Origin of the sequence: Streptococcus sp. HMSC034E12 (assembly GCF_001835915.1) — a bacterium.
Lineage (GTDB): Bacteria > Bacillota > Bacilli > Lactobacillales > Streptococcaceae > Streptococcus > Streptococcus vaginalis.
Genome location: NZ_KV826431.1, coordinates 1 through 13,856, shown reverse-complemented (window position 1 = coordinate 13,856; position 13,856 = coordinate 1). Strand labels below are relative to the sequence as shown.

Genomic DNA, 13,856 nt, shown 5'->3' with positions numbered 1-13,856 from the left:
ATACCTTCAAGTTCTATGTCTCCTTTTGGGATAGCAAAATAGAATCGATTAGGTTCGTCTGGCAATTCCAATTTATAAGGTTCTTTCGCTGAAAGCAACATTGCAACATGTTCTCTTAGAGCGTTTAGGTTTGTGTCCTCAATTTCAGGGTATTCAATCGTATCAACAAACATTTGAGATTCCATAGCGCGTGAAGCTAAAGCTACTTTAATTTTAATTATTTTGGCTCCGTAAGAGACTTCTTGTAAGTCTACTCCGGTTTCAACTAAATCTTCAGTTGTAAGTATGCGTTCATTCCCAATTGTTCGTTTAATTTCTAAAATATTCAAAAAAGGCGACAAATCAACACCCTTAAATGTAAATTTAGACATTATCTTTTATCCCCCAAACTAGATTTTCAAGTCGTTGTCTTCCGTTTTGATAATCGGTTATATCATCACCAGTTGCTCTAGCAAACTCTCTGCTATTAACCTTAATAACAGTATCTCTCGAAGCAAGCTCTTTGATTACAGCCAACGATTCTTTGATGATTTCTGCCTGCTCGCTGTCTTGTTTGCGATATGTCATTTCAACCGAACTTGAGTAACGTCCCGTATCAAAGTTATACGCCAAATTATCTCTCATCATGTCATTTACTTGCATATTAAATTGTTCGATACCATCAAACATATTATTCATGGCTTTTGTGACAAATTTAGTGCTTTGGTCGATACCGACAGCCACACCTTGACCGATGAATAGCCCAACTTCATCGCGAAATAGTCGCGATGGTGAGTGGATTTTAGCCTTAGCTTGTGCTGCACGTTCTGCTTGTGCTACAAGAGCGTTAGCCGCAGCCGTAACAGCTCCCAACGCTGAATACATACCAGCAGCGAGACCTTGACCGATCATAGCGCCAATATAACGCATTGACCCAACACCTGCCATCGCCGTTGAGCGGATCGCGCTGACCATGTTGGATGTTGCAGCTGTAGCTGAGCCAACACCCGAACGAATACCGTTTGTCACACCAGTAGAAACGCCTCGTCCTGCTTGTTGACCTGCTTGAGTCATCTGGGTTGCTGACTGCCTTACCACTGACACCATTTGCTGCATACTTGAGCGCATGGTTGAGACTGCTTGTGTCATGGCAGAGCGTACAGCAGAGTTAAGCTGACTCATTGATGAGGTAGCGGCACTTGAGATGTTAGCAAAGCCTGAGGCAACCATTGGCGCTGATGTGGCTAGTTGCATGATTGCAGCTGTTGCCATAGCCGCTGAGCTAGTGATGGCTGTAAATTGACTAGGGATTGAACCTATTACACCAGCTAAAGCACCCACAATACCAGTGATTGCCATAAAGCCTGCTGACATTGCAGAGGCTCCAGCTTGCGCCATCATCATTGAGGTAGACAAGGTTGTAATTCTGCTTTGTAGAGTTGTAATGCTAGCCGTTGAACCTGCAAGACCTACAAAAGATGTCATAACAGCACTAGCAAAAGTTCTCATAGCAGACCCCGCTGTAGTCATTACTCCTGGCAATGAGACTACACTTGAGTTAAGGGTACTGAATACGCTAGGGAGTGTCTGCATGGCCACACTAGCCGTCTGAGCTGATGTAGCAATGAGCTTCAACCCAGTTCCTGCCTGTTGCAAACCTGGACCCGCTGAGGCGATACCTGAGCCAGCAATAGCCGCTAAACCAGTTGCTACGGCCGCCAAAGTTCCAACCAAGTCACCAAGTTTAAGGTCAACAAGGATTTTGATACCTTGCGCCATCTGCTTAACACCTTTACCAGCATTAAGAGCCGCATTTCCCATTGAGTCAAAAATCCCTGCAACACCATCTAAAACATTGCGAACTGCATCACCAAAACCAGTGATAACACCTTTGGCACTATCCAAGATGTTACTGATTTGTTCACCAAGTGTTTTGAATAAGTTTGAAATCGAGTCAATAATTGGGCTGATTTGACTGATTAAGTTGTTGAATGCATCTACGATTTGAGAAAGCACGGGAGCAACCGCAACCACCATTTCAGTAATTGATGGAATGAATGGAGCGAGCGCTTGGATGATTTGAACAATCGCATTAGAGACTACTGTCACAATCTGAACGAAAGCACTACTAATAATTCCAACGATTGGTGTAATAGCTGTAGCAATTTGAGAAATCGCCGAACCAAGCGCTGTAATGATTGGTGGAAGCGTGCCTAAAATTGAGGTGAAAGCATCGCCTAACGCTGTAATAGCTGGTGCTGTTGCACCAATGGCTACACCGACCGCAACCACCAAAGGCGCTAGGTTAGCTAATGCACTTGTGACAACTGGCAATACACCAGAAACTGTTACAATTGCTTGAGCGAAAGCACCAATAATTGCTGCTGCTACTGTTGCAAAAGCTGTACCCAATGCTTGTATCATCACAGACACACCTGCGCTGTGTTCAGCCAATAAAGATAGCGATGCCACAATAATGCCAATTCCAGCACCAATCCCGACCGCTGCAATACCTATCGCTGCACCGAACGAAAGCAATGTTGCGGGATTTATTCCTTTTAGTCCTTGCATCAATCCTTTTAGCGCTGCACCTACACCTTTTCCAAAGCCTTCAAAAGTCTTACCTAAACCTGTAAGAGTCTTGCCTATACCATCAAAGATGGATTTGAAAGATGTACCTACACCCTTGATAAGATTTGTTAAACCACTAAAAAGTTGAGCAATCGTACTTTTAGAGCGACTAACGCTATTTGTTGTTCCGTCCAGACTATCTTCAGCATTCTTTTTAAACAGTTTGAATGGGTTAAACGATTTGATAAAGTCCAAACCTTTCATTCCAGTAGAAACTAATTTTGTACCTGCTGAAAAGGCTAGAAGTCCAGCAATACCACCAACTAGAACATTGGTAAATCCTTGGACAATGCTTGGGTCTAAGCCTGAAACAAAGTCAGCTACTGCGGTTGCAGCCTGAGAAAGCCACTTCACTATATTACCTAGCACTGTCCCTAGAGTAGTTAGCACCTCCGTAGCTGTTAAGCTCTGCCATACATGGCTGATAGCTCCAGCGATACTCTGAACAGTACCGACAAAAGCTGTTACTGCCCCAGTATTAGCGAAAGCAGCCCAAAACGTTTGAGCCTTAGTCACTAACTCTGAGATAAAACCGCTAACCTTTGAGATGATACCCTCGACATTAATGCCATCTAGGAATTTACCTAGACCATCAGCCAGCTTGTCAAAGTTAATTTTTTCAAGAGCGTCAGATAAAGCATTGACTGCCTTGATACCAAACTGATTGAGTTTCTCAAAGGCTGGCATGAGCTTATTAGAGAGGCTTTCTTTTGCCCCGTCTATAGCCTGATCAACCGTTTTGAACTCCGTAGCCATCTTTTGGAAAGCGTCAGAGTTCCCTGCACGGTTCATGGCGTCAAAGAATTCTTCGGTATTAACTTTTCCGTCTTGAACAGCGGCTACTAATTCATCAGTTGACATGCCCATCTCTTTGGCAACTGCCGCCATACCAGCGGGCGCTTGTTCCATCATGATTTTAAAATCCATCCAAGCAACTTTAGGCTTACTTGCCATTTGTGTTGCTTGAGTAGACAATGATTTCATGGCTTGAGTTGGGTTTTCCGCTGAAGCCGCTAAACCACCAAAGGCTTTAACCAAGCTACCAACGTTTTTAGTACCAACTGCATCAAGTTGAGAGTAGGTACTTGCCATATCGGAAGCTGAATAAATGGTTTTAGTCGCAAAATCTTGCATTTCGGATTTAGCAGCAGCTATTTGTTCGCTTGAACGTCCGAAAGCTTGCAAATTACCCTCAAAAGTTTTCCAAGCCTTTTGAGAGCTATTCAATTCTCCCGCCATCGACGAAATGCCAGAAGTAACAGAGCTGATGCCAGATGTCAACGCGGAACTAATCAGATTTGCCCCAAGAACAGATTTAAAGACAGAGCCTACCTTGCCTGCCATGCTCGTTAAACCTGATACTGATTTTTCAGCATTTTTAAAAGCGCTAGAAAATCCGCTGTCTCTTGCTTTTAATATTGCCTCTACTGTATATGATGATGGCATTAGTAATCTCCTTTCTCGTATTCTTTCATTCTTTTGGCGATAGCTATTAGATCGCTATTGACAGGCGTTCCGAAACTACCACCCAAAACAGCGTTTCTTCGTTTAGCTTCATCGTAAAAGTCATCAAATTTCTTGTAAATATATTCTTTACCATTTCTGTCGGTAGCTTTAACGATACGGTTTAGATAAGCCTGCACATATAGTTCTTGCTCGCGTTCAAGGCGTTTCATCGTATAGCCGCGTTTTCTTATTCTAAATTCTTTCACGGTCATTCTTTGCGCCTCTATAAAATCTGTCACGCCAAACAAACCAAAAATAGTAGCTAACATATCCTCATAAACTTCTTGCGAGCTGTTGGATACTGTTGTTTTTACAGACCCGTTTCTTCCAGAGTTTTTGTGACTTTTAGCTTTGTCATCGGTGCAGTCTTTAATGCAGATAAAAAATCATCAAAGGTTTTTTCTAAATTATCACCTTGCTCTTCAATCCATGCCTCAATATCCACAAGGCTTGGAATAGTTTTTAGTGTATGAGTGGCTGACAAAATGATGTCTGCAAGAACAACTGGGTTGAAATCCTTTAAATATAGAACGGCTGATTGAATACCCATTCCAAACGTCAGACCGTTTCCTTTAGCTTCGTAGCGTTTATCCATTTCACGGATAAAGTCAAGCCCAAAATGTAAGTCGTATTTTTTGCCATTGATTTCAATTTGTTTCATGTTTTTCTAACTCCTTAAAAAAATAAGAGGGAAATCTCCCTCTTAAAGAATTGCTGTAGTGTCAGCAAATGCGTATTGAACAGCTTTTTGCTGTGCTTCTGTCAAAGTTGCGTATCCATCAACTGGTTTCCCGTCAATGGTCATTTCGGTTGAAACCGTGATAAGGTCTTCAACGTTCGCTGGGACTTCCCAACTAGATAGTGAGCCTTGCATATATTTAGCCGGATATTTTTCACCTTGTTTTTTACCTGCTAAATCAATTTCCCAAACTTCTAGCTTAAAACCGTCTAAAACCGATTTTTCAAGCATTAGATTGAGTTCGTCACGACTAGATACAGCTTCAAGCTCTAATGTAGCTTCAAGACCGCCGTCACTTGTTACAGCACCGTCTTTGGTCTTTTTCACATCATTCGAACGTTCATATTTTAGTTTATGTTCGACTTGCAACGCTAACTTCGCAGCTGCAGTCTTGTCCCCAAGTTTGCGGAACATCAAAATTTTATCTTTTCCGTACATATTTATCATTTTCCTTTCTTAATGAAATTTGAATTTTAAATCAAGAATGCCATGATAGAGCATTTCTTGAGTTGAGTTATCTTTTATGATTTGCGTTGGACTAGACAAATCCATTGACCACCTTGTCCTGTTAATCTGCTTAATCATGGAAAACTCAGTCATTAGCTTGCCGATCCAATCGGACATCAGTTTTCTGTCATTGATTTTTCCCCACACATCAACCTGAGCCGATACTGTTCCTACCAAATAAGACTTAGTAGGTTGCGGCACAATTTGAGTGTATGAAACCACCATAAAAGGGTAAGGTGTGCCGTCCGGTGGCAGAAATGGATAGGCAGTCAGTCCCAATGCATTCGACCGCTTAATCAGTTCATCATGGATTTGTTGGTCGGGTTGTTTAATCGACAATTGCAGCCCTCCTCAATTCCGCTATGAATTGCGGTTCAATTTCATCCATTGCTGGCTTCATAAATGGCTGAGCTTCCATTTTTCTAGTTCCTTTCTCAAGATACCCAGAATATTCTGTGCTGGCTTCAACTTTAGCAGCGAGGCCATCGTCGATTATTTCAAGGTTGATTCTTCGTGCAGTCGCTCCTGTTGCGTATCCCTTAGTAAAGACAGCATGCCTTTTAGCTGAGTTTTGGAGTTTTCCACCAAAATTCCTCACAATCGCTTTGTGAGCCTTCATGTTAGCAGCAGCCTGCAGGGCTTTTGTCAATGGTTCAGATCCTTTAATAGTTAATTCAGCCATTTTTTACCTCGCTTACATAAAAAGCAGTCATGCCATTGGTGTGATTAGGCTCTCTGACAATATAAAAAGGCTGACCATTTATCAAAATACGGGCAACCTTATCTTTACATTGTCTAACCCTCACAACCTTAGTAACTTCTTTTAACTTATCGCCAAGCAAATTCTGCAACTGTGCGCTGGGTGGTCCAATGTTACATGGTACTACCTTTGTCACTTCACCGCCACCTACCATTTTCCCTAATTCAGCGTCATAGCGCGGTTTTTCGCTTGGTTTGATAATAAGTGTGCAACGCTTATTCATTCTCATAACATTTTAAACCCCGCCTGAAAATCACTTGAAAATTGCCGTTGAATAACTTTGTCATATACTGCGAAGTCATCAATCTCAAACGACATATTCAATCCTTCCACATTTTGGGAAGCCATGCCCTCAGAACCAAGTTTGTTGAATCTTTTGACCATAACTTCCACAATTATGTAGTTTAATTTTTCTGGAATGCTATCTTGCTTTGAATAAGCCTTGAAATGGGCTTCTGTCAAGTCCTGAATAACAGACAAGAGATTATCTTGCAAGTTATCCTCGATACCTAACAGAGCCTTTACTTGCTCAATAATCGTCATGTTATTATTCCTCCAATGCGCTGATTAAACCTGCTTTATCAAGCCCAGAATAGCCCGTCACGCCGTTTTCTTTGGCAATCCCTCGTAACTCCTGCACCGTCATATCAGACAGCGCAGAGGGGCTTTCTGCCACCTCTACGACTGGCTCAGGAGCTTGCGGGTAGTGCCTACGCAGCAACATCCCCATTAAGCACCTCCGAATTTAACAACCTTAGTTGGGTCATACAGATAGACACCGTAATGTTCGTCACCTGTGATGACTGTTGTTTTCTTCAAGATGTCACGGTCTGTTTCGATTGCAACATCACGCTTGAGATTGATAACGAATGCGCCGTATTTAGCAACATCGGTCGTGTCGTTTGCAGTTGGTGATACTTTAACCAAGAAGCCTTTGCCCTTTTCGACTTTCTTAGTGCGGACGATTTGCACACCGTGAGTTTCGCCAAAAGTTCCTGATACTACTGTATTAGCTCCGATTTCAGAGCCAGACAGCCAGTTCTTGATAGTGTCAGCTCGCAAGTCAATAGCGTCAGCAGGGTTGATAAGAGCGACATAGTTTGCATCTTCTTCGTCGTCAAACACTGCCAAGGCTTTATCCAACGCTGCGCCAGTTGTTGGAGCTTCCGTTACAAACTGAGTTGCTTTCTTAGCTTCTTCAATCAAATCATTGTCTACCTTGTTAGCCAACGCCAAAGCGATTTGTTGTGTTGCTTGACCGACTGGATCGCCATAACCAGACAAGACAGCTTCGTCTGTCAGTTCGATACCTTTACCAGCTTTCTTGATAGTCATAGTAGACTTAGCAGTCGTCAGTTGGTCTGGCTCGATTGCTACGCCCTCAGCAACGTCTTTAGCGTCACCAGAATACACCCATTTAGGAACTGTGATAGTGCTTCCTGGTTGTCCTACAAGCTCACGTTCGACGTATGCGAGCGGCGTGAATTTAATCATTTTAGGAAGTTTAGCTGATACCATGTCAGCCATTACTTCGGGGTTAATCATCTGTGCAAGTTGTGTTTGTGTCATTTATGTTTATCCTTTCAGTTGTGCGTATAGTTCTGGATTGCTATGCAATAACTCGTTGCGGTCTTTGTAACCCATGCGGTCAAATTGTTCTTTGGTAATTGCTCCTGCAGTTGATTGCTCAACTTTGCGAGGAGTTTTCCCTTTCAGCATTTCTTTGACCTTGTTGTCTGCTAGTTGGTTGACTAGCTCTGCAAAGCCATTTACAGCTTCCTGCGTGCGTTCTGCATCGTCTTTCACGACCAAGGCAAGGATTTCATCACTTGCTGCAATACCGCTCTCAGAGAGCATTTTAGACGCTTCTTTTTCAAGTCCGCTGCGATTGATTTTCGCTTCGAGTTCTGCGATGTATGCCGCTTGTTTTTTTGCTTCATACTCTGCTTTTTCATCAGCGTTCATCTTCCGCAGTTTCTCAGCTTCGTCCATTTTGGCTTTGTATTCTTTTTCTGCTGAGCGTTTTGCTTTTGCCTTTTCTTTTTGGATAATAGCGTCTAGCTCTGCTTGTGTGAATGTCTTTTCGGTAGTTTCTGTCTGTTCTTGAGCGCTAGCTTTCTCATTTACTTCTTCAACTACTGATTGTTCTTTCGTTTCTTCTGCCACTTTTGGCTACCTCCCTTTTAAGTCCCGAGTGGACTGATAACCTTGGCTTTTAACGTCTTCAAAGTTCGGACAAAAAGAAAACCAGTCGAATTGACTGGTTTGAATTATGCAACTCAAGTAGCAGTCTATTCCTGCCAGTCAAGATGTTGGATCACCTCTCAATCTCTGTTTTTGCGTTTAACTTCATCAATCCCTGACAGTAGGCCGATTGTCATCGCATACCCAAACAAAAGGATAAGGAATAAACAGACAACCCCTGCAGTGACTGATACGACATTCCAGATATTCATTGCATCACCTCACTTGACTTTTTTTACAAACAAAAAAAGCCGTAAATCTACGACTTTTTATATATTCAATATGCGTAACCTGCATCCTTCTTCATGGCATCAAATTCGTGCTTTAGCGTTTCATCTGTGAGATATTCTTCTGCCAAAGGGCCAAATCCAAATCCTTTTGGGTTTGTTAAGATCTCAATAACTTCTGCTTGATCTTCTGCAGTTGGTTCATTTGGGAAAGGCATCCACTTATAAAAAGAATCTAAAAGGATTTCAACAACAAAACCTTTTCTCTCTTTATCGACTAGAGCGCAACGGCCATCTTCGAGAGTGACCAATATATTATTTTTCGATTCATCGACACCGATGATTTTATTCAATTTGAACAAATTGATCACCTTCTTTCACATACAGGTTAATACCAAATTCCTTCAACGACTGGATTTGCTTCTTGCTTGGTTCGTTTTTCGTAAAATACATACTTGAAACATCCGATAAATTAACATCACCATGATATTGCGCTTCGAGATAACGCACACCAAGAACCTTGCTTGCCTCTTCTGGTGTTTCGATTTTGCCAGTTTTGAGCAAATCTACCGTTTCTTTAAGAAACCTTTTGTCGATACTAACCAAATTCGGTCTGTTTGGGTTATCTGCAACAAGCTTTTTAGAGACTGCAGGACCAAGGCTGTTGTTTACTGTGAATGTTGTCTTGTTCGCCACTTTGTCTTTTACAAAGTGGATGATAACATCACCATATTGACCAACACCCCCCCAGCTTGTCGAGTTGTGGGTGTAATCTTTGATAGCATCCTTGTTTCCGAAGTAGCCATACTTTTCAAACTCGGATTTCTTCAAGCGTTTGCCAGACAAACCAAACAATTGTTTTGTAGCTTGTCTTCTGTATTTTGCATTGAGAGTCCCGCCACTCGTTCCAGTTTCGAATTGGTTCATAAACTTGCCAGATTCTATCAGTTTATCGATATTCGCATATTTAAAACGCATAGAATAAGCACTGTTGTCTATTACTTTTTTTAATACCTTGCTTGATACTTTAATTTCATCATCGGTTAGCTGGCTTTCTATATGACTATTATACCACTTTTTAGCGTTGTCAACAAAATTTTGCAAAGTTTTGTGAGTTAAATCTAAACCATAAGAAAAACCTGTCCCAATAGATGGAACTTTTTCAATATATTTAGTTTTTTCGCCTCGCTTATCACTTTCTGTCTGTAGACTATCAGCACTTGCTTTAATCAAGCGCTCGTATTCTTTCTCTGACATCGAAAAATGAGCGGCAGTCGAGCATCGACAATGCGGGTGCATTGGTGCAGCATTCTCCCCTGGCAACATATCAGCCACTTTAAAGATTTTGCCGTCTAATGGCCTGCATATATCACACGCTTTCGGCTCTGCGATAAACTCGTATTCGTCGTAACCATTAGCAATGTATGACTGTCTTTCCGCTTCGGTAGCAACTCTAGCTCCCTCTGTTACAGCTAAGCGTTTAGCTTCGCTAGCAGATACCCCAAACTCTTTCCTGATTTTGCTAATCATGGTGGTCGGGTTTCGACCTTTAAGCAAATAATCTTCTGTCATTTGAGCCACAATGCCCCTCAAAGCGTCTTGTCGTTGCCATATACGATTAGACCATTTAGCGCCTTTAAATGAGGTGTTTAAGGTTGTTTGAACTACCTTTTCAATTTGACTAGATGAAAGCACCGAACGACCAAGCAAGCCAGACTGTGTCTTTAGTGCTTGGGTATATTCATCATTCAAAAACCGCTCTGTCACCTTATGTTCTGCGTCACCTAAAGCCACCATTTCCAAATCAAGCTGATACTGTAGCAATTCCAAGCGGTTCATTTTCATTTTGAGGTTGTAAAGGCTCAATTCAGAGTTTGCTTTGGCTGAAAAGTCTTTTTCGGCAACATAACGCTTAGCTTTTTCCTCAAATGCCTTGACATCCATTCCATCAACTCTAGCTTTAACCTCTGATAAAGGCAAGTTGTTCTTACTTGCGTAGCGTTCTGAAAAGGCTCTAATTTCCTTTTCTAGCTCTTTAAAGTGATAATTGTACAATCTTGTCATCTCGTCAGATAACGTTGCGTCACGCTCCATTCTGGCTAACTGCTCAGCTTCTATGCGCTTCTTCCAGTAATCATTGACCATCTGCAATCACTTCCTGACTGCCAACATTCAAATCTTTATCAGCCACACGTTCATTCAAGGCAATTTTCTTAGATAATAGACTAGAGCTTTCTTCCTCTTTTTCCATTTTAGCCAATTCTTCTTGTGGGTTATCCACAATTGACAACACAGATAGCTTTGTCTCGTTAGACACTTGACCCGACAATTGGCCAACAACTTGAGCTTCTTCCAAAATGTTGCGTGGTACGTTGCGCGTGAATTTATACTTGATACCAGTCCAACCATCACTTGGAACAGTTGCCATAGGCACATTAAAGACAATCTCATACAATCGATTAAAAGCAGACTGCATTTTGCGGTCTTTCATTTTGGCCAGATTATCCATAGCTTGCAGTTTGAAAGCAAGAGCCGTTCCTGAAGCGTTCCCAAAATCTTCTTCGGATAAATTTGCAACCATCGAAACCGCAAAAATGGAATCTTTGAGCAATGCAATCAGATTTTCTTGAGTTGTGTCTGAGTTTGGTTTTTCCAAAAATCCGACATCTGGCAACGTTCCATCACTACCATTTTTCCACAAGTTAAAAATGCGGTTTTCTCTGATTTGGTCAGCCATATCATCTTTGAGTTCCACGCCAACGATTTTTAGATAAGCGTCCGCGAAATAGTCTACATCGTTGGCTTTCTCGCTAGCTGCTTTATTCAAAGCGTTGATAAGCGTCTTGACACTATCAAAGACACCTTGACGTTCTTCGTTTTCAATCAGCTCAACTACTGGCAATTTGTCATAAATGTGTTGAGTTCGTTCTCCAAAAGCAACACTTCCGCCTAACTGGACTGTGATGTCAATAACTTCATCAGCAGTAATCACTTGACCGTAGCTTGTAACTTCTCCTTCGTTAAAAGCGTATCTGACCGCAAATAAGGGTTTCTCTTCGATTGTGTTATCATGAACGATAAACATATTGATTGGACTATTATAAGTCGTTCTAGTGTTTCCTGACTCATCTTGATAAACATACAAGAAAGCATGACCGAAAATGTCGGACATTTTAGCAAGCTCGAACTCGCTATCTTCCATGTCGTTGATTTTGCGAAAATTTGCAATGAAATCAGAGATAATCTCTTCATCGTGCGTGATTTTTACCGGCACGCCAATCTGATAGCCGCTAAATGTATCGACAATATACTTTGCGTAGTTAATGACTAAGCGATTATCGGGCTTCCAAGCCTCTTTTTTAGCACTTTTCAAAATCTCATGCTTTGACATATACATATCTTCATTTTCGATATAGCCTTTAAGCAAATTTGACCGATGAAGTTTAACAGCCTCTGACACTAATTCTTGTGTCACTTCTTCTGCTGATGTTGTAAATAACTTGCGCTTGTTTAGACTGACTAGCGTCATCAAAAACCTCCTTTAAATACTTTAATTCGGCTACCAATACCCATAATTTTTGAGTAGATAGCATAGCGTAGAGCGTCCAGCACATCGTCAAACTCTTTCAATGGTTCGTCCTTTGTGCTATTTGGTTTCCACTTATACTGATAAATTTCATCGAAAAAGCGAGGGATAACCCCACGCTTGATAAACAATTTTTTCTCTTTAAACAATTTGGCTATGGTTTCAATTCCAGCAATCACAGACTTATCAGCATTGACCGTTTCAATTCCTTCGTTGTTAAAGCGGTCAACGTGTTCTGGACGAGCTGAATCTGCGTAAAATGTGATATTCCCGTACTTCTCCTGAAATTCTTTGGCACGTCTTACCCACCAATCAATCTCTTTGTGCTTCTCGGCGATGCCGTCTACAAGATAGTAATTTCCTTGACTATCTTCTCCGACAACAACAATAGAGCCATAATGGTCGTATCCCCAGTCGATGCCAGCGAAGTAATTAACCATATCTGGTAGCGTATCTACTTCGTGGACATCTTTATTATAATCTGCATAGATAGCACCTTCAGCAATCGTCCACAAACCTAAGATGTCTCTATCATAGAATTTACCTTGCGGTGTAGCTGCTTTAATTGATTCTCGATAGCGTTCAGACAAGAATGTATTATCATCTAACTGAAAACCAAAATCGATAATTCCGTCTTTATTCTTTCCGATATAATCTGTTTTCAACCAATGATTTGGATTGTCTGGATTGCTATCCCACACTATCCTAGCACCTTCACCAGAACAGCGAGAAATGATTTCTTTAAAGACAATCTCATTAGCAAGCGAAGCTTCATTGACGTAAGCACCAAACGAAGTAAACCCACGAGCACGCTTTAAGCCAGAAATAGAACCAGTGTACACTTGTACCACCTTTACACCACAAAACGTGAAAGAACCATGTTTATCGTATTTTGGTTCAAAACCGTATTTGTTGTAAAGCTCTTGCAAAACGTTATTTTGAATCGATGTGCTAGAAGTACCTGCTAAAATGTACATTGGTTCGTCGATACCAAGCTTATCAGCAATTTTGCGGACACGTTTTAATTCAGAGACAAATGTATCATTATTGACTACTGTCTTACCAGCACGTTTAGCACCGTGCAAACCACAAATAAACCAATCATGTGTCCAAATATACTTCAAAACCGCTAATTGTTTTGGAGTGTATAGACTACTTAAATCAACTGTCATCTACTATAAGCTCCTTAACCTTTTCAAGGAAATCAGCGATTTTCTCATCTTGCCCCTCGGAACCACCAACCTGTGATTGTAGTTTTTCAATCTCAAGTTTAAGTTTTTGAAGTTCGAGTTTAGTTGGATAGCGTTTCATAAGCTCGCTACCAGCTTTAATGACCTCTGCAATTGACGGTTTCTTTTCGATTGTTACGAATTCGCCAGTTATTTGATTAAGTTCTGTTACTTCCTCTGTCAGCTCTTGTCTCAAAATACTTGTGAACACTTGCAACACCTCATCTGCTTTAGCGATTTTATGTTTCTCTAATTCAGCTAGTCTCTCATCAATGTAAAATTTTATTCTCGTATTTTCTAGTAATTTATGTGAGTTGGTTTTAGCATACTTCTCACTATATCCAGCCTTTTGCGCCGACTGATAAGCATTTCCAGAGATGATGTACTCATCTGCAAATCGTCTCTGTCTCTCATTCAATTTTCCATCACCTCCTGACAACTAAAAAGA

At 41.3% G+C, this 13,856-nt stretch carries 18 protein-coding genes; all 18 read right to left on the bottom strand.

The window, feature by feature from the left end:
* Window positions 1-371, bottom strand: a 371-nt coding sequence (locus HMPREF2574_RS02290; protein WP_373878893.1) for a distal tail protein Dit, incomplete at its 3' end; no start/stop codon positions are given.
* Complete coding sequence (locus HMPREF2574_RS02285; RefSeq protein WP_070812154.1) at window positions 364-4,056, bottom strand: tape measure protein; 3,693 nt, start codon at window positions 4,054-4,056, stop codon at window positions 364-366. The genes HMPREF2574_RS02290 and HMPREF2574_RS02285, both read right to left, overlap by 8 nt.
* On the bottom strand, window positions 4,056-4,385 hold the full coding sequence (locus tag HMPREF2574_RS02280; protein WP_083312987.1) for a hypothetical protein: 330 nt from the start codon (window positions 4,383-4,385) through the stop codon (window positions 4,056-4,058). The genes HMPREF2574_RS02285 and HMPREF2574_RS02280 overlap by 1 nt, the downstream gene beginning before the upstream one ends.
* A 41-nt stretch (window positions 4,386-4,426) precedes the next feature.
* Window positions 4,427-4,777, bottom strand: coding sequence for a tail assembly chaperone (locus HMPREF2574_RS02275; RefSeq protein ID WP_070812153.1), 351 nt, complete (start codon window positions 4,775-4,777; stop codon window positions 4,427-4,429).
* A 42-nt stretch (window positions 4,778-4,819) separates the two neighbouring features.
* The gene (locus tag HMPREF2574_RS02270) at window positions 4,820-5,293 is read right to left on the bottom strand and encodes a phage major tail protein, TP901-1 family (RefSeq protein WP_373878892.1); all 474 of its coding nucleotides are present in this window, start codon (window positions 5,291-5,293) and stop codon (window positions 4,820-4,822) included.
* A gap of 18 nt (window positions 5,294-5,311) precedes the next feature.
* Window positions 5,312-5,701 (bottom strand): hypothetical protein, encoded by a 390-nt coding sequence (locus HMPREF2574_RS02265; protein WP_257374135.1) that lies wholly within the window; start codon window positions 5,699-5,701, stop codon window positions 5,312-5,314.
* On the bottom strand, window positions 5,691-6,044 hold the full coding sequence (locus tag HMPREF2574_RS02260) for an HK97-gp10 family putative phage morphogenesis protein (protein ID WP_070812151.1): 354 nt from the start codon (window positions 6,042-6,044) through the stop codon (window positions 5,691-5,693). Before HMPREF2574_RS02260 ends, HMPREF2574_RS02265 begins: the two co-directional genes overlap by 11 nt.
* The gene (locus tag HMPREF2574_RS02255) at window positions 6,037-6,345 is read right to left on the bottom strand and encodes a hypothetical protein (protein WP_070812150.1); all 309 of its coding nucleotides are present in this window, start codon (window positions 6,343-6,345) and stop codon (window positions 6,037-6,039) included. Before HMPREF2574_RS02255 ends, HMPREF2574_RS02260 begins: the two co-directional genes overlap by 8 nt.
* Window positions 6,346-6,347: 2 nt before the next feature.
* Window positions 6,348-6,665, bottom strand: coding sequence for a phage head-tail connector protein (locus HMPREF2574_RS02250; RefSeq protein WP_070812149.1), 318 nt, complete (start codon window positions 6,663-6,665; stop codon window positions 6,348-6,350).
* Between the two features lie 4 nt (window positions 6,666-6,669).
* Window positions 6,670-6,852 carry a Rho termination factor N-terminal domain-containing protein gene (locus HMPREF2574_RS02245; RefSeq protein ID WP_070812148.1) on the bottom strand — a complete coding sequence of 61 codons (183 nt, stop codon included), beginning with the start codon at window positions 6,850-6,852 and terminating at the stop codon, window positions 6,670-6,672.
* Window positions 6,852-7,691: a N4-gp56 family major capsid protein gene (locus HMPREF2574_RS02240; protein WP_070812147.1), complete on the bottom strand. Its 840-nt coding sequence runs from the start codon at window positions 7,689-7,691 to the stop codon at window positions 6,852-6,854. The genes HMPREF2574_RS02245 and HMPREF2574_RS02240 overlap by 1 nt, the downstream gene beginning before the upstream one ends.
* A 6-nt stretch (window positions 7,692-7,697) precedes the next feature.
* A complete protein-coding gene (locus HMPREF2574_RS02235; RefSeq protein ID WP_070812146.1) occupies window positions 7,698-8,288 on the bottom strand; it encodes a DUF4355 domain-containing protein in 591 nt (196 codons plus the stop codon).
* A gap of 158 nt (window positions 8,289-8,446) precedes the next feature.
* Window positions 8,447-8,578 carry a hypothetical protein gene (locus HMPREF2574_RS10765; protein ID WP_257374133.1) on the bottom strand — a complete coding sequence of 44 codons (132 nt, stop codon included), beginning with the start codon at window positions 8,576-8,578 and terminating at the stop codon, window positions 8,447-8,449.
* Window positions 8,579-8,643: 65 nt separating this feature from the next.
* Window positions 8,644-8,955, bottom strand: a complete 312-nt coding sequence (locus HMPREF2574_RS02230; protein WP_070812145.1) for a hypothetical protein — start codon at window positions 8,953-8,955, stop codon at window positions 8,644-8,646.
* On the bottom strand, window positions 8,939-10,738 hold the full coding sequence (locus HMPREF2574_RS02225) for a minor capsid protein (protein WP_070812144.1): 1,800 nt from the start codon (window positions 10,736-10,738) through the stop codon (window positions 8,939-8,941). The genes HMPREF2574_RS02230 and HMPREF2574_RS02225 overlap by 17 nt, the downstream gene beginning before the upstream one ends.
* Window positions 10,728-12,122, bottom strand: coding sequence for a phage portal protein (locus HMPREF2574_RS02220; RefSeq protein ID WP_070812143.1), 1,395 nt, complete (start codon window positions 12,120-12,122; stop codon window positions 10,728-10,730). The genes HMPREF2574_RS02225 and HMPREF2574_RS02220 overlap by 11 nt, the downstream gene beginning before the upstream one ends.
* Window positions 12,122-13,351: a PBSX family phage terminase large subunit gene (locus tag HMPREF2574_RS02215; protein WP_070812142.1), complete on the bottom strand. Its 1,230-nt coding sequence runs from the start codon at window positions 13,349-13,351 to the stop codon at window positions 12,122-12,124. The genes HMPREF2574_RS02220 and HMPREF2574_RS02215 overlap by 1 nt, the downstream gene beginning before the upstream one ends.
* On the bottom strand, window positions 13,341-13,826 hold the full coding sequence (locus tag HMPREF2574_RS02210; RefSeq protein WP_083312988.1) for a terminase small subunit: 486 nt from the start codon (window positions 13,824-13,826) through the stop codon (window positions 13,341-13,343). The genes HMPREF2574_RS02215 and HMPREF2574_RS02210 overlap by 11 nt, the downstream gene beginning before the upstream one ends.
* Between the last annotated feature and the right edge of the window lie 30 nt (window positions 13,827-13,856).

What these genes read in the sequence shown, in the direction of transcription:
- HMPREF2574_RS02255 (WP_070812150.1), bottom strand. Translation starts at nt 6,345, where the DNA reads ATGAATAAGCGTTGCACACTTATTATCAAACCAAGCGAAAAACCGCGC.
- HMPREF2574_RS02260 (WP_070812151.1), bottom strand. Translation starts at nt 6,044, where the DNA reads ATGGCTGAATTAACTATTAAAGGATCTGAACCATTGACAAAAGCCCTG.
- HMPREF2574_RS02220 (WP_070812143.1), bottom strand. Translation starts at nt 12,122, where the DNA reads ATGACGCTAGTCAGTCTAAACAAGCGCAAGTTATTTACAACATCAGCA.
- HMPREF2574_RS02250 (WP_070812149.1), bottom strand. Translation starts at nt 6,665, where the DNA reads ATGACGATTATTGAGCAAGTAAAGGCTCTGTTAGGTATCGAGGATAAC.
- HMPREF2574_RS02285 (WP_070812154.1), bottom strand. Translation starts at nt 4,056, where the DNA reads ATGCCATCATCATATACAGTAGAGGCAATATTAAAAGCAAGAGACAGC.
- HMPREF2574_RS02280 (WP_083312987.1), bottom strand. Translation starts at nt 4,385, where the DNA reads ATGTTAGCTACTATTTTTGGTTTGTTTGGCGTGACAGATTTTATAGAG.
- HMPREF2574_RS02225 (WP_070812144.1), bottom strand. Translation starts at nt 10,738, where the DNA reads ATGGTCAATGATTACTGGAAGAAGCGCATAGAAGCTGAGCAGTTAGCC.
- HMPREF2574_RS02245 (WP_070812148.1), bottom strand. Translation starts at nt 6,852, where the DNA reads ATGGGGATGTTGCTGCGTAGGCACTACCCGCAAGCTCCTGAGCCAGTC.
- HMPREF2574_RS02215 (WP_070812142.1), bottom strand. Translation starts at nt 13,351, where the DNA reads ATGACAGTTGATTTAAGTAGTCTATACACTCCAAAACAATTAGCGGTT.
- HMPREF2574_RS02275 (WP_070812153.1), bottom strand. Translation starts at nt 4,777, where the DNA reads ATGAAACAAATTGAAATCAATGGCAAAAAATACGACTTACATTTTGGG.
- HMPREF2574_RS10765 (WP_257374133.1), bottom strand. Translation starts at nt 8,578, where the DNA reads ATGAATATCTGGAATGTCGTATCAGTCACTGCAGGGGTTGTCTGTTTA.
- HMPREF2574_RS02270 (WP_373878892.1), bottom strand. Translation starts at nt 5,293, where the DNA reads ATGTACGGAAAAGATAAAATTTTGATGTTCCGCAAACTTGGGGACAAG.
- HMPREF2574_RS02240 (WP_070812147.1), bottom strand. Translation starts at nt 7,691, where the DNA reads ATGACACAAACACAACTTGCACAGATGATTAACCCCGAAGTAATGGCT.